This window comes from Rhodoglobus sp. G.S.4 (assembly GCF_056619605.1).
The window spans coordinates 712,088-729,952 of the sequence record NZ_CM152748.1; the positions used below are offsets into that span (position 1 = coordinate 712,088).

A 17,865-nucleotide genomic window follows, 5' to 3' on the forward strand; every position below is an offset into this window, starting at 1 on the left:
ATGCGTATTTCCGATCACAGCGACGGACTTGATGTCGTCGCAGACAACGCCACCATCGCCGAATACCGTCTCGGGGCGAACATTGATGCCGTCAATACGCCCAAGCCACATTTTCATCCGCTTCGCACTCTCAGCGGGGCACAAATCACTGACTTTGCTCCCGAGGATCATCCTTGGCATCAAGGGTTGCAGTTTGCGTTTCCGCGCGTGGGAGACCACAACCTGTGGGGCGGAGGCACGTACTTCGGGCCCGATGAGGGCTACAAGATTGTTGCCGACCAGGGGCGCATCAGCCACGAACGGTGGCAACACCGCGACAACGTTGGCGACCACGTTGGCTGGGTCGAACAACTCAACTGGGTGGGGCACGAAGAACAACCGTTGCTGACCGAGCAGCGGACCATCGGCTTGTCGCACACCACAGAGTCAGCGGTCGGCTGGATGCTCGACCACAACTCTCGGCTGAGTAACGTCACCGACGCTGAACTAACCCTCGCCACTCCGGCACAGCGCGGCCGCCCCGATGGTGGCTATGGCGGTCTCTTCTTGAGGCTTGCTGAAGGGTTTACCCCGAGCGCCCTCTGGGGTGACTCCGGGGAGATCTCGGTGTCCGGCGCGCGCTCACGCACTCTCGTTGTGTCCGGAACTACCGGAGCGGGAGACACCGTCACTCTGGGGCTCGCGTTCACCGACATGTCGCCGACGGGGGACCAAGCGTGGCTCTACCGTTTCGAAGACTTTCCGGCGATCGGCTGGGCCGGGGCCTACGAGAACGCCTTCACCGTGCCACCGGGAGGATCACTCGAGTTGAGTCACCGCCTCGCGATCTATGACGGCACGATTGATGCGGCTGCGGTGCGCGACGACCTCCTGAAGTAGCCGGCAGCGGCACTAGGCAGCGGCAGCCGCTCTAGAGCGAGCTGCCGTTGGTGGCCATGATCTCGCGCACTTGCGAGCCAGCGATGTCGCGGTAGCCGCGTTCTGATTCGAGCGACAGTATCGTCGCCACAGCGGCAGCGTGACCCAGCTCAAAGCACTGTGCCGTGACCCGGGCAGAGGCAAGGGCTTCATGTTCAGCGCTGAGGCACCGGCCAGCGACGATGATGTTCTCGCCGACGGCGGGAACAAGCGTGTTGTACGGAATCTCGTAGTAGTCATCGAGCAACCAGTGCAGCTTCGGGCGGTTGCCGCTGTGGAGTTCAATAGGCCACGGCGATCGCACAATTCCGTGCTCACTCTTGCGGCATTCCAGCACGTGATCGTTGCTGAGCGTCTCGACACCAACGATGCTGCGGGTCTGCCGGATTCCCGCTTCAACACCCGTGTCAACTACATACGCGTCGCGGCATCCGTCGACGGCAGAAGCGAAGAACTCTGCGTAGGCCCGCACTTGCTTGCGCCCGAGCATTTCAGCGATCGTGAAATCCTCGGGATCGATGACGTTGAGCATCCGCCCATCGCTGTCACTGAGCCGGGTGGCATTCACCAACAACTCGCCAGGACGTGTTGACCGGAACACCCAGATTTTCTCTCGCGGAAGGTCAGCGCCCTTCTCTCGACGACTCACAATCGCTTCGGTAATGGCAGGTGGGGAGATAGTGTCGGCGCCCCACTGCGCCCAAAAAGCGTCGGTGTCAATTCCGCCAAGACGAAAGAACATGGTCGGGTTCTGGATGCGACCCTCGTCGCCAAAGAAGTACTTGCCTCCGCCGCGGGCAACTGCCGCAGCATCACCCGATGCATCGATAACCCGGCGGGCGTGAATGGCACTCATTCCCGCTTTGGAATGCACGACGATTCCGGTGTACTTGTCGGCATCCATAATGACGCCCGTGAGTTGGGTGTGGTACATCACGCGCACGCCAGCGTTGAAAAGCAGCGCGTCTGCGACTTCACGCCAGACCAGCGGATCATGGGCAACGGTATACGTGAGTCCGTAGCGTTGTGGGGGTGTGACGCCTCCGCGCGCGGCTAGTGCCGCGCGAAACCGTTCGGTGAATCCGTGGACTACCTGCTCAGGCTCGCGCTCGGTCTCTGACGCCAAGTAGAGTCCACAGATCGTCGCGGATAGCCCGGCTACTGCAGACCCGCCGGCGAACCCGTAGCCTTCGACGATGAGCACGGAGAGTCCGGACTCTGCTGCGACTGTTGCGGCTGCCACCCCGGCGGGACCGGCACCGACGACGACCACGTCAACTTCGGCTAACACCGGAAAGTCATGATCAGGGCTGTGCGCGTTCGAAATGCGCCAGTGGGAAAACTCGGTCTCGACGGGAATGCTTGCCATGGGGTGACCTCTCTATCGTGGGTGTCCTAGCGGCCAGAAAAGTGTGGTGCCCGTTTTTCGACAAATGCTGCGACTCCCTCAACGCCATCTGCTGTCGCGAAGAGCGTCAGGAGCTCCTGGGTTTCGGTCGGGGTGCCGATGGTCGAGGACGTCGCTGCATGGATCGATCGCTTGGCCGCGCGAACGCCGAGGGGAGCGCATTCAGTAATCTGCTGCGCCAGTTCGAGCGCTGCAGCATCCACTTCGCCAGCGGCGGCGATGTGATTGATGAGACCCCACGCATACGCCATTTCGGCGCTGAGGGGGGCGCCGCTGAAGATGAGCTCTTTCGCTCGGCGAACGCCAATGGCGTCGGTGAGGCTGGCCGTGCCGCCCCATCCGGGTATGAGTCCGATGCGCGTTTCTGGCAGGCCAAGCGATGCGCGGTCGCTCGCCAGGATGAAGTCGGCGGCGAGTGCCAGTTCTAGTCCGCCACCGAGGGCCATTCCGTCGATGCTCGCGATTACCGGAACCGGGGTCGAGCGAACGAGGTTGACGAGCGTGAGTGCTCGGTTCGTGAACTCGTTGAGGGCTTCCGCTGAGGCGTGGTGGTATCCGCCGATGTCGGCTCCGGCACAGAATGCTCCAGGGCTTCCGGCGAGTATGACGGCGCTGACGCTGTCGGTTCCGTCCGCGCCGCTGGCCAGGGCGGCGAAGATGTCAATGAGCGCCTCAATCATGGGGCGATTCAGGCTGTTTCTTTTTGTCGGCCGGTTGAGTCGAACGAGCAGGACTCGGTCGCGGCGTTCAAGCGAGATGAGCTCGTCGTTGCCCGCAGACTCGAGGCCCGAGGTCGATGCCGCTGGGCCGCTCACAGAAATGCCTTGCTCTCAGTGAGTTTGTGGATCGCCTCAGCGGAGTAGCCGACTTCAGCGAGCACCTCTGCAGTGTGCCCCCCGAGCTCGGGTGGGGCCGTGCGAATTCCTGGGCGGTTGCCGCCATAGCTCACGGGATGGCGAAGCACGCGAATCTCACCAGCAGTCTCATGCTCAAAGGAGTCAAAGCTGTTGTTGTGATTCACCTGGGGGTCGGCGATCACCTGTTGGTAGTTCTGCACGGGTGCTGACCAGATGCGGTGTTCGTCAAAGATCTCGAACCACTCAGCGGTGGTGCGGGTCAGGATGTAGCCGGCGATGCGGTTGTTGATCTCATCGCGATGGTCGAAGGAATTCTCTTCGCCGATGGAGGCAAACCATTCGTCGTCGAAGAGTGCGGTAAGCGCAGCCAAGCTCGTCAATGAGATGCACAGATGTCCATCGGATGCCGCAAACACCCCATAGGGAGCTTTGTAGTACGACGAAGAGACTCCCGCTGCCGATCGCGTGTCGTCCCATCCATTGAGTGCGTAGTTGAGGGGCTCAATTTGCAGGTCAAGCGCTGCATTGAGAAGGTTGCTTTCCACCCGCGTGCCTTCGCCCGAGCGTTCGCGCCCGTGGAGCGCTGCGAGGATTCCCATGGCTCCGAGAACAGCGGCGTGCTGATCGACTATGCACGCGCCGACGGGTGTTGGGTCGTGGTCTGCGCGACCGGTTGCGGCAGCAAGCCCCGACATCGCTTGAACCAGCACGTCTTGGCCTGGCCGATCCACGTAGGGGCCGTCAGATCCATAGCCCGACAGCGAACAGTAGATGAGTCGCGGGTTGATCTTTTTCAGCGTGTCATAGCCAAGGCCGAGTCGATCGAGGGCACCAGGACGAAAGCTTTCTATGAGCACGTCGCTGGATCGAACTAGTTCGAGAAGCGGCTCTAGCGCATCCGGGTTCTTCAGATCGACGGCAAGGCTTCGCACATTGCGATTCGCGAGTGTGAAGAACGGGCTGACGCCGTTGATCATTCGACCCGGGCCCGTCCACGAGCGCTCGAAAGCGCCCGATGGCGGCTCGACTTTGATCACGTCGGCACCGAGGTCTGCCAAAATTTGGCTCGCCGAGGGGCCTTGCAAGAAGTGGGTGAAGCTGAGAACGCGAATGCCGGAAAGCATGGTGTAGCCAATCGTGTTGACGGTCGAGGTTTAGAAGATGCCGTTGCGCACTTGGAACTTGCTCGGCTTGCCATAGGTTTCGCCACCGTTGCGCACCCAATGGGCAACCCACCGCACCATGACGTTGACGGGAATGATGGGGTTGCCGAGTTCTTGAGCGGCGCGGTCGCAGTTCACCGTGAGGCTGGATTCACTCTCGGCGCCCACAAGGATTGGCTCTATACCGAATTCGCGACCGAAGGCCTCAGCGAGATAGCGAACGCTCACTGTCTCGGGCCCTCCGATGTTGATCGGTGTCGCCGGTGTCTCGCAGCGAGTGAGGAGACGCGCGAAGTGGTTGATCGCATCTCCCTGCCACATAACATTCACGTTGCCGGTGTCGAGCGGGATGGGAACTTCGTTGAAAACCCAATCCGCTATTTCTTGAAAAACTCCGTATCGCATGTCGATGGCGTAGACAAAGCGCACCAACCGCCCCGGTGTTTCATTGATCTCGGAGAAGTATTGGAACATCCGTTCGCGGCCAACTACTGAGTTGGCGTATTCACCGGGACGGGCTAGCGGCAGGCTCTCTTCGGTCACACCGCCTCGGCGCGAATCGCTCCAGGGATACACGTGGATGGTCGAGAGTGCCACGATTCGCGAGTCGCGGTAATGCTGCGCCACTAGCGAGGGAACGTAGGTGTTCATCGCCCACAGGAATCCTTCCCGACCCCGGAAATCGAACTTGAGGCCGGCCATGTAAATAACGTTCGCGGCCTGCGGAAGGGCAGCGACAGCATCCGGATCGAGCAGATCGCACACGATGGTTTCGACATCGAAACTATTGAGGTGTGCTTGCGATCCTTCATCGCTGAAGCGGGCAACGCCGATCACGCGTTTCTGGGGTGCTGCTCGTTTGATGAGGCGGGCGAGAGTTACTCCCATTTTTCCGGCGACTCCGAGGATGATGATGTCGCCGTCGAGAGTGGCAAGTTCGTCGATCGTGGCCTGGGTCGGCAGCGACATGAACTCCTCGAGGTGGGCGGCATCTTCAAAGTGGTCGGGCAAGGGAGTGTGATCAAGAGTGGACGCGGCGGTGCGTTCAGACATAGTGGGGTCCTCGGTTGATGGGTGCGGAGTGGGTAGCGGAGTGCTCGTTCAGCCAGCGGCTGAGGTTGGAGCGCACAAAGTCGTCGTCGTTCATTTGCGGATGCTCTGAATACACTCGGTCGATTTCCTCGAGCTGACCGGGTGACAGAGTTTCGTTCTCGTCGAGGCACCAGACGCCCTCAAATAGTCCTTGGCGGCGAAGTACTTCGTGACAGCCGGGGATGCAGCCAGCGAAGTCGTTAGCGGCGTCGTAGATTGCGCTGTTGCAGTCGGTGACGACAGAGTCGAGCGCAAGAAGTTCGTTGGTGGCGCCCGTGCTTGGGGCGGTGATCTCGGTGAACTGCTCCACGGCGGCGCGGGTCCACACGCTCCAGTGGCCCAACAACCCTCCGCGAATTCTTACTGTGATGGTGTCATTGCCCCGCGGAATCGCAAATGGTTGAAGCAGATCGAGCACGATGTGATCGTCGTTGCCGGTGTAGAGGGCAACTCGGTTTTCTGCGTGCGCAGCAACGACGGCGCGCACGATGTCGAGGGTGCGATAGCGATTGAACGGCGCCATCTTGATCGCGATGACGTTCTCGATTTCGGCAAACTGCCGCCAGAAGTTAAACGAGAGATGAAATCCGCCGACTTCTGGCAGGAGAGCGAACCCGATGAGCGGGATCTCGGTGGCTATCGTGCGACAGTGTTCGAGGAGTTGGTCTTCGCCCCACGATTTGAGGGCCGCCAAGTTGAGGAGCCCCGCGTGGTAGCCGAGCTCAACGGCCGTTCGGGCTTCATCTCGGGCCTGCTCGGTGTCTCCGATGAGTCCGGCGACGAGCGCGATGGGGCGAGAAGTCCACGTTCGGGATTCTTCTGCGGCGAGCTCGAGCACGCGGGAATATAGGCCGCGCTCGCGGATGCCGAATTGGGTGGTGTGCACGCCGACGGCGAGGCCGCCGACTCCGGAATCGAGGTAGTAGCGGGTGAGAGCGCGCTGTCGCGTTTCGTCGAGGGTGCGTTGTGCGGTGAGGGCAAGCAGGTGGGCGGGGATCACTGTCCCCGCGTGGAGCACCGCATAGGCGGGGTTTTCAGAATCGATTCCAGACGAGGACGCCATCGTCACCTTCCCTTTGTCGATCACGATCCAACCACACTAGTAGCGGTTCCACAATCGTTTCCAGAAACGAATGCAGAATTGGTCCACCGGGACTCAACTCGCGCTCGAAGCGCTTACTGCCTCAGCGCTAGAGCGCGTTGCGGTCTACGTGAGCAGCCATGCGCACGCGAGCCAGCGCAGTGTCGCCAGCCTCAAGAGCATCCAAGATTTCTCGGTGTTCGACCAGAAGCGCAGAGCGGTCGCCGGGGGCTCGCCCACAACTCGCCCACGTTTCGATCCACAACTCATGCGTCGTGCGCTGAAACTCAATAAGCAGCCGATTCTGGGTCAAACGCGCAAGCAGAGCCTCAAAACGCACATCGAGGCTGCCTGAAGGCGCGGCGTCAGTGATCTCAGATTCGACCTCGGCGAGATGGCTGCGAACCGCGCTGTAATCTCGCGGTTCGCTGCCGGCCAACAGTACGACGCGATCCTCAAGAGCGGCACGCACATCGACGAGTTGATTGAGCGATGCTTCTCCTGACGGAGTGACGCGGCGAAGGTAATCCGTCATCGGATTGGACAGGGGCTCGCGCACGAAGCTGCCAGAGTTTCGCCGGATCTCGATTCGCCCCATGCTCTCAAGCGAGCGCAGTGCCTCGCGGAGCGAGACGCGGCTCACCGAAAACTCCTCAGAAAGAGCACGCTCCGACGGCAACCGGTCGCCGGATTCCAGCGTCTCTAGGTGGGTGACGAGTCGTTGCAGAACGCTGTTATAGACCTGCCCATTCGCAATGGGCAGAACAGTAAAGCTGGCACGATCGCCCGGAGTTTTAGGCACCAGCAATCCTTCGCGCGGTCTCAACGGTGAGCGGCTCAAGGGTGCTCACATCTAGGTTGAGCGCCAAGCCAAAGGGCGCGGCCAGAATGGTGTCGAGCTGCACTTCGCCGTTAGTGATGGTGAGCCTGGCCGGCCCGTCGCCAGTGCGCGCGAAGGAGTCGGGGTGGGCAGAGGTGAGTTCGCGGTCGATGCTCGCAGTCAGGGGCGCTGCCTTTCCCCAGTAGTGATGACCGTTGCGCTCGATATGGGTGAGCCCGATCGTGGCAGCGACGGCAAGATCTTGATTGAGGGTGAGTGGAGCCACTGTCGAGAGGTCCTCGGCGGTAAGGATCGTTGACGGCCGGCCTGAGGCATCCAGTCGGGCGCGAGAGTTCACTAACGCAGCGTTGGCAAGACCACGGATGACGCCTTTGCAGCCCTTGTAGGTGCCGCCAGCGTAACCAAGGTCCATCGCGCGTCGAACGGTGTCGAGCGCGTCGTCCGACTCGTCAATGATGACAAGAAAGCGCGTGCCGACATGCTGAAGGTCAGCTCGGCTCGACTCGTCGAGAGCATGCGAACGGTGGATTGGTTGCTCGATGGCAATGAGCTTTGCGCTCAGCAGGCTATCCACTTCGGCATCAGCGGTGAGGGCGTCGAGCCAGGCCCGCAACTCGGATGCCGTGCGCATTGATTCGTTGCCATCAATTGTCCATTGCGCGTCAATATCGAGTTCGGCGCAGAGCGCGGCGATTCGCTTGAGGCGAGGAATATCGTTGCTGGCGTTGCCGGCCGTCTTGATCTTCAGGTACTTTGCCCCGTGATGTTTGAGCACGGCGACCAGGCTGACGGGCAACCCGTCGGCAGGATCATCCTGAACTTCATCATCGCTGAGAGGATCCGAGAGCCCAACGGTGTGACGAATTGCCATCGTTGCTGCGGGTTCAGCGGGCACGAACTCTGCCAGAGTGCGCCCGGCTAGCTCGGGGTGAATGCGGCCGATCTCGATTCCGAACGTCTCGGTGTGGATCGCGCGGGAAAACGGCAAATCAAGCAGGCGGCAGGTTGCATCGATAAGGGCCCGCTCAATCAGGCTTGTGCCGAGACCGGCGACGAGCCCCGGCACGTCGTGCTCGGCGGCCCAGGTCGTGTGGCGTTGGTGGAGCGACCACCACAGCTCGAACAGTGTTTCGGCTTCGGTGCCTCGAGCGAGTGCCGCAGCGCTCTCGATGGCGACGACGAGGTCGTCAACGTCATCAACGAAGAGCGAGTCGGGGTCTTTGGTGAACCACTTCGGAGGGAGGTGTTCTGAGGCGAGGCCGCGAGCGGTCTGCGAATCGGAGCGGATGATCACCTCGACAACCACGTGCGGGGCTGCGGTCATCTCGGCGATTCCATAGCGAAAGGGAATCCGCGTTTTGATGGCCGTAACGTGCAAGTTGATTGCTTCGATGCAAATCACAAGTAGTCTCCCAGTGGTGAGTGGTCAGACCAATCTAGTGGGAAATCGACCGCTAGCAACGACCCCACATGCCGAGTCCCGCCGAGCGCGCATCGTCTTCGGCAGCGCGAAGCTCGGGCCAATAGCGGTCATTGAGCCCCACCTTGAGTGCTTGGGCGGCCCCCAATTCGATCATGGCAAGATTCACGAAGGTTCCATCGTCGAGATAGACGTAGAGCAGCGAGCGCCCGTAACGATCTTCCGGTTCGCGATCTTCTGACGCCCACACGGGAGTGCCTTCGGGAAGAAAGTCTCTGAGCAGCTCCCTGGCCTCTTCGCCGTAGCATTCTCCCGCGTCAGGGTTTTGCTTGCTGTCAAGCTCTGGGGTGTCAATTCCGATCAGTCGCACCTTGAGTTCGGTGCTTCCATCATCGAGGTAAAGCGTGTCACCATCGTGCACATAGTTGACGGTCGCCGCGAAAGCGTTGGAAGGAATCGCTGGGGCAGAACTTGTAGAGACCGGTGCGGGCGTAACGGTCGTTGAGGAAACAGTGCACCCCGAGATTGCCAGGATGACGGTGAAGGCCGCTGCGGTCGTGAAGCCGAGCTTGTTGAGAAGTTTGCGCGTGACTAACACTCGACGATTCTCGCATGAGACCTAGGAGCGCGCCGTGCCCGGCTTCAACGCCCGTGACGTCACTGCACCGAGTTGCTTTCCCCAATGGTTGTGAACGGTGCGCCAATTGAACGCATCTTCGATGAACACTCCGGGTGCCGAGAGACTGGGAAAAGGAGAGTAGATCAATGTGGTCTGTGAAGATGCCACAGCGACCGAGGCGCGGTTGAGTCGCTGGACCTGCAGCGAGAGGATGCGCTGAACGAAGATGGGCATAGCGCGAAAACGGTGCATAGGGGGGATTGCGGCGACGATCACCGGGCAGTCAGGGTTCGTGCTGTTACGTACAGCCTCAGTGATCTGTTTCAGACTGCGAGACCACTCGGCGCTGGTAGTTCCCAACAAAACATCGGGTGGACCAACAACGACGATCACGGCATCGACGTCCAGAGCCTCAGACTCGAGCGCTCGGGCTGCGCGAGTCATCGTTAGCTCGGTGTCCGAGATCGTCGTCCACGAGCATCCGATGCCGTGGTCTCGTGCAACATAGCGAGCCGTTTGTGAGGCAAGCCCGAGACCATGATTCCGCAGGTTGTAACTAGAAACAGCGATATCGCCGATAAAGAGCAACCGAACCGGATCAGGACCAGCGACCTCGCCAGCAGCCGGGCCATCGGGAAAGAGGGCGTTGGCGATTTCTATCCGGTAGCCCAGCAGATTCACTTTGAGCAGAGGTCGGAAAAGGCGAATGACTGCGCCGGTCAATCGGCCAGCCGCTGATCGCTGAGGGGTGGCAGCGGTAGCGGGGAGAGATCGCTTGTTCGCTTTAACCACGGAATCCATAGTGCGGCCGCATGCAGGTCGCCGAAGACAGGACATGCCCACAAGCAGTACGTGATCTTCGCTTATTTTCTAGAGTGCGAAGATGGGTGCATGACCGAGCCTGCGACCACGCACCCTGAACTCGAAAAACTGATCGGCACCATGGAAAGGCTTCGGGCGCCGGGCGGTTGTGCCTGGGATCGCGAGCAAACCCACGAGTCGCTCGTTCAATATCTGGTTGAAGAGACCTACGAACTTGTTGAAGCCATTGAGGCTGGCGAGCCGACTGACATGGTGGAAGAGCTCGGGGATGTGCTCTATCAGGTTCTCTTCCATTCGGATATTGCTGCCGAAGAAGGGCGTTTCACGCTCGAAGATGTTGCCGCGAACATGACCGCCAAAATGGTTGGTCGTCATCCGCACGTTTTCGGCGACACAACCGCAGAAACTGCCGACGACGTCATTGCTGTGTGGGATGACCTCAAGAAGACTGAAAAACCGCACCGCACGAGCGCGGTCGATGGCATCCCGATGGCAATGCCAGCGCTGGCTCTCGCAGACAAGATGCTGGGTCGCGCGCACAAAGTTGGACTACTGGATGCCACGGTTCCTGGCGCGATCAACGTCACAGAAGAAGACGAACTTGGTCCGCTATTGCTGGCGATTGTTGCGTCCGCCAAAGCCAACGGTCTCGATTCAGAGCGAGCGTTGCGCACGGCAGTGCGTGGTTTGAGTAACGAGATTCAGGCGCACGAGCTGGAGTCAAACGAAGATTAAAAGGGTGGTGCCCTCCCTAACCCGAATAGAGAGGGCACCGGCGCAATGCCAATAGATGAGACATGTGATCGCACGTCGATCATCTAATTGAAGGCATCGCGCGCTAGCGGATCGGTGGGATTACCCGGCCTACCGATCCAGCGTTGGAGAAGCCCCTGGTGAGGGGTATTCAAGTAGTTGTGGTGTCACTAACAGTCAGGTGGCACAAGGAGAAATCATAACCGTTGCCGACTTGATAAGCAAACAACCGTTATGTTAATAACCATGGCTCGCACACCCGACCCGACTCGCAAGCCAGCGTTGATCCAACAGGCACTCTATTTTCTTGTTGATAAGCCGCTGTCTAGTCTCACTTTTCGTTCTCTAGCGAAAGCTCTCGACGTGAGCACTTTCACGCTCGTTTACCATTTCGGCACTCGAACTGAACTGATTCGTGAGATCGTTCGCGCTAATGCCCGCGGGGTCACCCCCGAAGAAGCATCTGCTCTGCCCGCAAGCACGCTAGAAGAGTACTTTTCTAGCCTGTATCTTTCTTGGCAGTGGACCCAATTGCCAGAAAATTTGCATCGCCAACGTCTCGAATTCGAAGCAGGGCTGTTCGAAGCCGTCGATCGCGACGATTTTTCCATCACACGCAACTACTTCATGCAGTGGGTTGAACTCGGCACCAGGGCGCTGGTGGCGCTCGGCGTTGACCGCCAGCACGCCGAAATCGAGTCGCGGTTGCTCATCAACACCTTCCACGGGGTGCAATTCGATCTCGTGCTCAATGAGGACATTGATGCATCCGCCGCCGTCTTTGAGACTGCGGTGCGCCACCATCGGCAAAGAGTTGAAGCGCTAATCGGCGAAGTCGCGCGCTAGCCACGAAACCTCGCCGCGTGCGAGAGAATAGAAATCATGGCGTCAACTGTTAATCCTCCTCGCGGCATGCGCGACTTCCTTCCCGCAGATAAAGCTCGCCGTGAGCGGGTACTCGGTGTGATTCGTGGCAGCTACCGAGCCCACGGTTTCGACGAGATCGAAACTCCCGTGATGGAAGACAGTTCACGGCTCCACGCCGGTTTGGGCGGAGACAACGAGAAGCTCGCCTTCGCCGTCATGAAGCGGGGGCTCACAGCAGACAAGCTGCAGGCGGCATCCGAAGCGCTCGATCTTGCCGATTTGGGGTTGCGCTTCGACCTCACCGTGCCGCTCGCCCGGTTTTATGCCAGCCACCGTGCCGAACTGCCGAAGGTGTTCCGCGCAATTCAGATCGCGCCGGTCTGGCGAGCGGAGCGGCCACAGAAGGGCCGCTACCGCCAGTTCGTGCAGTGCGACATCGACATCATGGGCGAGCCTGGCGCGAGTGCAGAGATCGAGCTGATCACTGCCACGGCGGCAACGCTCGACGCCCTCGGCATTGCCGGGTGCACGATCCGAGTCAACGACCGCCGCCTTCTCACGAGTGCGCTCAGCGTGCTCGGATTTCCGGCCAAGGAGCACGAAGCTGTGCTCATCACTGTCGACAAGCTCGACAAGTTAGGGCCGGATGGAGTGGTCGCCGAGTTGCGTGAGCGTGCGTTCCCTGACGCCCCTGTCGCCGCGCTCGCCGAATTCTTGCAGCGCCCGCAGTCGGAATCGAAGCCTGAGTTCACGGCGGACGCCATCCGGGCGGCACTTCCCGCCGGCGTGAATGAAACAGTGATCGCCGAGCTCGCAACAATCGGCCACGCGGTAGAGGCTGGCCGTGGTGATTCTGGCGCGCTCATTGAGTTCGATCCGTGGTTGGTTCGAGGAATGGGCTATTACACGGGAGCGATCTTCGAGGTGGCTCACCCGTCACTCGGATACTCGCTGGGGGGCGGAGGTCGCTACGACGGAATGATCGGTCGTTTCTTGGGCAGCGACGTGCCCGCTGTCGGTTTCTCGCTCGGTTTCGAGCGCCTTGTCGATCTTGTTGAGTTGGATGATGCGGCTAGCGATGACCAGATTGCTCTCGTCTATGACACCGATGTTGATCCGGCTACGCTCGTTCGTTTGCAGGCCGAATTGATTCGTGAGGGTAAGCGCGTGCGACTCGAGGTCCGCCCTCGAAAACTGCCGCAATTGCTTGAACAGTTGCGCGAAGCCGGCTTCACCAGTTTCGCTGCCGTCCGCGCGGATTCTGGAACGGTTGCTAGCCTTGAATTCAAGCCGCTCGTCGCGCAGTAGCTAGCAGGCAACGGCACTTCGACGTCGAGGGGAAGCTGTGATGCGCAAGATCGCTCCGATTGCCATTTTCTTAGGGCTGAGTTTCGGGCTGTCGTGGATTATTGCTCTGCCACTGTGGTTCGGCGATGGCCTCGAGAGTCCAATCTTTATTGTCTTTGCGTTGGCGATAATGTTCACGCCAGCTATCGCTGCTCTTGTCGTTGTTTTCTTCGTCGAAAAACACCCCGACGGTCGCTCGCGACGCCGTGCGCTCGGGTTGGGCTCGGTTCGACCGGTCGGGCGCTTTCTGAAGTATTTGGCAGTGGCACTGGTTGTTCCTCCGGCGCTGATCCTCGCAGCGCTGCTCGTCGGTGTGGTCTTCGGCGTCTACCCGGCAGACTTCGTCAACTTCTCGGGCTTCCAAGAGACAGTGGATGCCCAACTCGAGGCTCTCGGGCAAGATCCGCTTCCCGTGCCGATTGCTCTCCTTGTCGCAGCACAGTTCATCAATGTGCTCATTGGTTCGGTAATCAACGTGATTCCGGCGCTCGGCGAGGAGCTGGGATGGCGCGGCTGGTTATTGCCCAAACTGCTGACATTGGGCGCTGTGCCCGCGATTCTGATTTCGGGTGTTATTTGGGGCTTATGGCACGCACCCCTCATCCTGCTCGGCTACAACTACGGCGACGCGCCTGGGTGGCTCGCGCTCAGCGCGATGGTTGGCATGACAATCGTGATCGGTGCGGTGTTCTCGTGGCTGCGCATCCGCTCAGAGTCTGTGTGGCCAGCAGCTCTCGCGCATGGCGCCTTTAACGCGGCGGCAGGGTTCTCGTTGGTGTTTGTCATGGCTGGCGAGGTATTTAGCCCGCTCGAGGCAACAATTTTGGGTTGGACTGGATGGCTCGTTCCTCTGGTCCTTGTCATCGTTTTGTTGGCGACAGGACAGTTTCGCGCTCCAGCACCGCGAGACTCAGAGTTACCTGCTGAGTCGGCATCGATCGCTGGCTCGGAGTAGGCTTTCCCCCGGACATCCACCACTACTAGTCCAAACAATCTTTCTTGAAGGAGATCCCCTGTGGCCTTGATCGAAGCAGTTGGCGCCCGTGAAATTCTTGACTCTCGGGGCAACCCGACCGTTGAGGTCGAAGTTTTGCTCGACGACGGTGTGGTTTCTCGCGCCGCAGTTCCTTCGGGAGCATCCACCGGTGCGTTTGAGGCTTACGAGCTTCGCGACGGTGACAAAGACCGTTACCTCGGCAAGGGTGTGCAGAAAGCTGTTGACGCCGTAATCGACGACCTCGGCCCCGCCATTGAAGGCCTCGACGCCTCCGACCAGCGTCTCGTTGATGCTGAGCTCATTGCCGTTGATGGCACCGAGAACAAGAAGAACCTGGGCGCCAACGCGATCCTCGGTGTCTCGCTTGCTGTTGCCAAGGCTGCTGCGGATTCTGCAGACCTTCCCCTCTTCCGCTACCTCGGCGGACCAAACGCCCACGTGCTTCCCGTGCCGATGATGAACGTCATTAACGGTGGATCGCACGCCGACAGCAACGTCGACATTCAAGAGTTCATGATCCTCCCGCACGGTGCAGACACCTTCAGCGAGGGCCTCCGTTGGGGCGTAGAGACCTACCACGTGCTCAAGGGCTTGCTCAAGAGCAAGGGCCTCAGCACCGGCCTCGGAGACGAGGGTGGCTTCGCCCCCGACCTCTCCAGCAACCGCGCGGCTCTTGACCTGCTCATGGAAGCCATCGAGAAGGCCGGCTTCACGCCTGGCAAGGACATTGCTGTTGGTCTTGACGTTGCCGCCACCGAGTTCTACAAAGATGGTGTTTACACCTTTGAAGGAACCTCGAAGTCGGCAGGCGACATGAGCGCGTACTACGCGGAACTCGTTGCTGCGTACCCGCTCGTATCGATCGAAGACCCGCTTGACGAAGATGACTGGGAGGGCTGGGCTCAGCTCACCACCGAGATCGGTGCCAAGACTCAGATCGTCGGAGACGACCTGTTCGTCACCAACCCCAAGCGTCTCGCTAAGGGAATCGAGCTCGCAACGGCGAATTCGATCCTCGTGAAGGTGAACCAGATCGGTTCGCTCACCGAAACCCTCGACGCTGTTTCTCTCGCACAGCGCAGCGGCTACACGGCCGTCATGTCGCACCGTTCCGGTGAGACAGAAGACACCACCATTGCTGACCTCGCTGTCGCGCTCAACACCGGTCAGATCAAGACTGGTGCACCGGCTCGATCCGAGCGCGTAGCTAAGTACAACCAGCTTCTGCGCATCGAAGAAGAGCTCGGCGATGCCGCAGTTTACGCCGGCCGTTCCGCGTTCCCGCGGTTCGTCGGCTAGCGCCCGTCAGCGTCGTCTAGCATCGAACGCATGGCTAGGCGAGTACGAGCAAAAAAGGTAGCGGTGACGCTGCCCGAGGAGAGCGCGCCAGAACACTGGTTGCGCACGATCCGCTTCTCGGGCTTCACCGTGCTCATGCTCGGTTTGCTCATACTCGCCGTGATCGTTCTTGCGCCCAACCTGCGCATCCTGATCGAACAACAGCAAACCATCGCGCAGTTGCAGACAGAAGTGGATGAGGCCCAAGAATCTGTTGACGACCTCACCGAGAATGCCGCCAGATGGAACGATCGCGCCTACATCGAGTCGCAAGCCCGTGACCGGCTGTACTACGTCTATCCCGGCGAAGTGAGCTACCTGGTTACCGGCGACGCCGCCGATGTAACCACCAACGACGGCGTGCCCGTGAGCACGAGCATCCAGACCACCAAAATTGATTGGGTGACGACTCTCGTGTCATCCATCTACACTGCTGGTCTCACTGAAGATGCGCCAGACAAGCTGACCGCCCCCGTGATTGAAGGACCAACGCAATGACCACCCCACCGTTTGACACCGTCAGCGATGAAGATGTGCGCATTGTGTCGCTCCAACTAGGTCGCCCCGCCCGTGACGTGATCGGCATTGCCGCCCGCTGCGTGTGTGGCGCGCCAACCGTGGTTTCGACCAAGCCGCGCTTGAGCGATGGAACGCCGTTTCCCACCATCTATTACCTGTGCCACCCGGCGGCGACGGCATCCGTGTCGACGCTGGAAGCCGAAGGGCACATGCCAGAACTTGCAGCAATGCTTGAGGGCGAAATCGCTGAGCAATATCAAGCAGCGCATGACGCCTACATTGCTGATCGCGATGGCATCGAGGTCGTTGCAGAGCTTGCCGGTGTTTCTGCTGGCGGCATGCCCACTCGAGTCAAGTGCTTGCACGCCTTGGTCGGGCATTCGCTCGCCGCCGGCCCCGGAGTGAACCCCATTGGCGACATCGCCCTTGAGCGTGCGTCGTGGACCCCGACGGTATGCCAGTGCCCCGACTATTCAGTCGCCGAGGCCGACGCCGACTCTGCCAATGTTGCTTCAGCGAACGCGGCGGGGGAGAGCGGCCCATGAAGCGGTGGGCGGCTGGCGCAGTTCTGATGGCGAGTGTGGCCTCGCTGCTGGTTGCTACGCCTGCCTACGCGGATGCGGTTCGTGATCAGGAGTACTGGCTGCAGGAGTACGGCATCGAGGCTGCGTGGCAAGTCACCAAGGGTGCCGGGGTAACTATCGCCGTGATCGACACCGGCGTCGATGGCAGTGTGCAAGAGCTTGTCGGTGCGGTTACCGGCGGAACAGATTTTTCTGGCAAGGGATCGCCCAATGGGCAGACTCCGGTCGGTGACGAGAACCCCGCCCATGGCACTCTCGTGGCGTCGCTGGCTGCCGGTCGTGGCACAGGCACCGATTCCGGTGTGCTTGGCGCTGCACCCGAAGCCAATATTTTGGCGATCTCGATAGGCTTCACTGGTGGACCGATCAGTTCGGATGACCAGATTGCTCAAGCCGTGCGTTACGCCGTTGATCAGGGCGCGGATGTCATCAACCTGTCGCTCACTCGCGAAACCTTGGATTGGCCTCTGAGCTGGGACAGCGCATTCCTCTACGCCATGGATAACAATGTTGTCGTTGTGGCGGCGGCGGGAAACCGTGGCAGTGGAACAACGTCGGTTGGCGCCCCGGCCACGATGCCGGGTGTTCTGACGGTCGCCGGTGTCGACGTGAACGGTGTGGCGAGCTTCAACGCTTCCACTCAGGGCATCACCATTGGTGTTGCGGCGCCAAGTGAAGATCTCGTGGGTGTTGCTCCTGGCGGTTCGCACGTGCTGTGGAACGGAACCAGTGGGGCAACTCCGATCGTGGCGGGCATCGTGGCGCTTGTGCGAGCCGCGCATCCTGAACTTGATGCTGCCAACGTCATCAATCGCATTGTGAAGACCGCGCATGACACTGGTGCGCCTGGCACCGATGCGATCTACGGTTTCGGGCTGATAGATGCTGAAGCTGCTGTGAAGGCTTCCGTGCCGTTGGTCAATGCGAATCCCATGGGCAGCCTGGCCGAGTGGATCACTATTTATCGTCGTGCAGAGTCGATCCCTGTGCCGCTTCCGAGCTCGAGTTCTACCCCCGCCCCAGCGCCCGAAACTGATGGTGTTCCGGATGCCGCTGGCCCGGTTAGCCCGCTCGGAACACTGCTCCCAACAGTGAGCATGCTTCGCAATGTGGGGGTACCACTTGCTGTTTATGGCATTTTTCTGACAATTTTCGCTGTCTGGGGCCTTGCGTTCTGGCGTCGGTTTAGGAGTACGCGCGAGACAGAGTAGGTTTGGTGGCGAACTTGCCCCTTTTAGG

At 60.1% G+C, this 17,865-nt stretch carries 18 protein-coding genes; 9 read left to right on the forward strand and 9 right to left on the reverse strand.

What is annotated here, in order from left to right:
- Complete coding sequence (locus tag AC061P_RS03485; protein WP_480391841.1) at nucleotides 1–879, forward strand: DUF6807 family protein; 879 nt, start codon at nucleotides 1–3, stop codon at nucleotides 877–879.
- A gap of 31 nt (nucleotides 880–910) precedes the next feature.
- On the opposite strand, the gene AC061P_RS03490 is transcribed toward AC061P_RS03485, so the two are convergent.
- The 9 genes from AC061P_RS03490 to AC061P_RS03530 form a co-directional block, all read right to left on the reverse strand.
- Nucleotides 911–2,287, reverse strand: a complete 1,377-nt coding sequence (locus AC061P_RS03490; RefSeq protein WP_480391842.1) for an FAD-dependent oxidoreductase — start codon at nucleotides 2,285–2,287, stop codon at nucleotides 911–913.
- A 26-nt stretch (nucleotides 2,288–2,313) separates the two neighbouring features.
- Nucleotides 2,314–3,141: an enoyl-CoA hydratase/isomerase family protein gene (locus AC061P_RS03495; protein WP_480391843.1), complete on the reverse strand. Its 828-nt coding sequence runs from the start codon at nucleotides 3,139–3,141 to the stop codon at nucleotides 2,314–2,316.
- Nucleotides 3,138–4,307 (reverse strand): CaiB/BaiF CoA transferase family protein, encoded by a 1,170-nt coding sequence (locus AC061P_RS03500; RefSeq protein ID WP_449648723.1) that lies wholly within the window; start codon nucleotides 4,305–4,307, stop codon nucleotides 3,138–3,140. Before AC061P_RS03500 ends, AC061P_RS03495 begins: the two co-directional genes overlap by 4 nt.
- A gap of 30 nt (nucleotides 4,308–4,337) precedes the next feature.
- Entirely contained in the window at nucleotides 4,338–5,399 is a 1,062-nt protein-coding gene (locus AC061P_RS03505; protein WP_480391844.1) for an NAD-dependent epimerase/dehydratase family protein, read from the reverse strand.
- Nucleotides 5,392–6,501 (reverse strand): dihydrodipicolinate synthase family protein, encoded by a 1,110-nt coding sequence (locus tag AC061P_RS03510; protein ID WP_480391845.1) that lies wholly within the window; start codon nucleotides 6,499–6,501, stop codon nucleotides 5,392–5,394. Before AC061P_RS03510 ends, AC061P_RS03505 begins: the two co-directional genes overlap by 8 nt.
- Nucleotides 6,502–6,628: 127 nt before the next feature.
- Nucleotides 6,629–7,321, reverse strand: a complete 693-nt coding sequence (locus tag AC061P_RS03515; protein ID WP_480391846.1) for a FadR/GntR family transcriptional regulator — start codon at nucleotides 7,319–7,321, stop codon at nucleotides 6,629–6,631.
- On the reverse strand, nucleotides 7,314–8,762 hold the full coding sequence (locus AC061P_RS03520) for an enolase-like domain-containing protein (RefSeq protein WP_480391847.1): 1,449 nt from the start codon (nucleotides 8,760–8,762) through the stop codon (nucleotides 7,314–7,316). The genes AC061P_RS03515 and AC061P_RS03520 overlap by 8 nt, the downstream gene beginning before the upstream one ends.
- 52 nt (nucleotides 8,763–8,814) lie before the next feature.
- A complete protein-coding gene (locus tag AC061P_RS03525; protein WP_449648718.1) occupies nucleotides 8,815–9,378 on the reverse strand; it encodes a thermonuclease family protein in 564 nt (187 codons plus the stop codon).
- Between the two features lie 21 nt (nucleotides 9,379–9,399).
- Entirely contained in the window at nucleotides 9,400–10,122 is a 723-nt protein-coding gene (locus tag AC061P_RS03530) for an SGNH/GDSL hydrolase family protein (RefSeq protein WP_480391848.1), read from the reverse strand.
- A 168-nt stretch (nucleotides 10,123–10,290) separates the two neighbouring features.
- Here AC061P_RS03530 and mazG point away from each other — a divergent pair, with 168 nt between their 5' ends.
- From mazG to AC061P_RS03570, 8 genes are all read left to right on the forward strand, one after another.
- The gene (gene mazG, locus AC061P_RS03535) at nucleotides 10,291–10,956 is read left to right on the forward strand and encodes a nucleoside triphosphate pyrophosphohydrolase (protein WP_449648716.1); all 666 of its coding nucleotides are present in this window, start codon (nucleotides 10,291–10,293) and stop codon (nucleotides 10,954–10,956) included.
- A 264-nt stretch (nucleotides 10,957–11,220) separates the two neighbouring features.
- Complete coding sequence (locus AC061P_RS03540) at nucleotides 11,221–11,820, forward strand: TetR/AcrR family transcriptional regulator (protein ID WP_480391849.1); 600 nt, start codon at nucleotides 11,221–11,223, stop codon at nucleotides 11,818–11,820.
- Between the two features lie 36 nt (nucleotides 11,821–11,856).
- On the forward strand, nucleotides 11,857–13,149 hold the full coding sequence (gene hisS, locus AC061P_RS03545; protein ID WP_480391850.1) for a histidine--tRNA ligase: 1,293 nt from the start codon (nucleotides 11,857–11,859) through the stop codon (nucleotides 13,147–13,149).
- A gap of 40 nt (nucleotides 13,150–13,189) precedes the next feature.
- Entirely contained in the window at nucleotides 13,190–14,143 is a 954-nt protein-coding gene (locus AC061P_RS03550) for a CPBP family intramembrane glutamic endopeptidase (protein ID WP_480392155.1), read from the forward strand.
- 60 nt (nucleotides 14,144–14,203) lie between these two features.
- Nucleotides 14,204–15,484: a phosphopyruvate hydratase gene (gene eno, locus AC061P_RS03555; protein ID WP_449648713.1), complete on the forward strand. Its 1,281-nt coding sequence runs from the start codon at nucleotides 14,204–14,206 to the stop codon at nucleotides 15,482–15,484.
- Nucleotides 15,485–15,514: 30 nt separating this feature from the next.
- Nucleotides 15,515–16,021, forward strand: coding sequence for an FtsB family cell division protein (locus AC061P_RS03560; RefSeq protein ID WP_449648712.1), 507 nt, complete (start codon nucleotides 15,515–15,517; stop codon nucleotides 16,019–16,021).
- Nucleotides 16,018–16,587, forward strand: coding sequence for a DUF501 domain-containing protein (locus tag AC061P_RS03565; protein WP_480391851.1), 570 nt, complete (start codon nucleotides 16,018–16,020; stop codon nucleotides 16,585–16,587). Before AC061P_RS03560 ends, AC061P_RS03565 begins: the two co-directional genes overlap by 4 nt.
- Nucleotides 16,584–17,837: a S8 family serine peptidase gene (locus AC061P_RS03570; RefSeq protein ID WP_449648710.1), complete on the forward strand. Its 1,254-nt coding sequence runs from the start codon at nucleotides 16,584–16,586 to the stop codon at nucleotides 17,835–17,837. Before AC061P_RS03565 ends, AC061P_RS03570 begins: the two co-directional genes overlap by 4 nt.
- Nucleotides 17,838–17,865 lie beyond the last annotated feature (28 nt).

What these genes read in the sequence shown, in the direction of transcription:
- AC061P_RS03500 (WP_449648723.1), bottom strand. Translation starts at nt 4,307, where the DNA reads ATGCTTTCCGGCATTCGCGTTCTCAGCTTCACCCACTTCTTGCAAGGC.
- AC061P_RS03565 (WP_480391851.1), top strand. Translation starts at nt 16,018, where the DNA reads ATGACCACCCCACCGTTTGACACCGTCAGCGATGAAGATGTGCGCATT.
- AC061P_RS03490 (WP_480391842.1), bottom strand. Translation starts at nt 2,287, where the DNA reads ATGGCAAGCATTCCCGTCGAGACCGAGTTTTCCCACTGGCGCATTTCG.
- AC061P_RS03540 (WP_480391849.1), top strand. Translation starts at nt 11,221, where the DNA reads ATGGCTCGCACACCCGACCCGACTCGCAAGCCAGCGTTGATCCAACAG.
- mazG (WP_449648716.1), top strand. Translation starts at nt 10,291, where the DNA reads ATGACCGAGCCTGCGACCACGCACCCTGAACTCGAAAAACTGATCGGC.
- hisS (WP_480391850.1), top strand. Translation starts at nt 11,857, where the DNA reads ATGGCGTCAACTGTTAATCCTCCTCGCGGCATGCGCGACTTCCTTCCC.
- AC061P_RS03485 (WP_480391841.1), top strand. Translation starts at nt 1, where the DNA reads ATGCGTATTTCCGATCACAGCGACGGACTTGATGTCGTCGCAGACAAC.
- AC061P_RS03550 (WP_480392155.1), top strand. Translation starts at nt 13,190, where the DNA reads ATGCGCAAGATCGCTCCGATTGCCATTTTCTTAGGGCTGAGTTTCGGG.
- AC061P_RS03510 (WP_480391845.1), bottom strand. Translation starts at nt 6,501, where the DNA reads ATGGCGTCCTCGTCTGGAATCGATTCTGAAAACCCCGCCTATGCGGTG.
- AC061P_RS03505 (WP_480391844.1), bottom strand. Translation starts at nt 5,399, where the DNA reads ATGTCTGAACGCACCGCCGCGTCCACTCTTGATCACACTCCCTTGCCC.
- AC061P_RS03570 (WP_449648710.1), top strand. Translation starts at nt 16,584, where the DNA reads ATGAAGCGGTGGGCGGCTGGCGCAGTTCTGATGGCGAGTGTGGCCTCG.
- AC061P_RS03560 (WP_449648712.1), top strand. Translation starts at nt 15,515, where the DNA reads ATGGCTAGGCGAGTACGAGCAAAAAAGGTAGCGGTGACGCTGCCCGAG.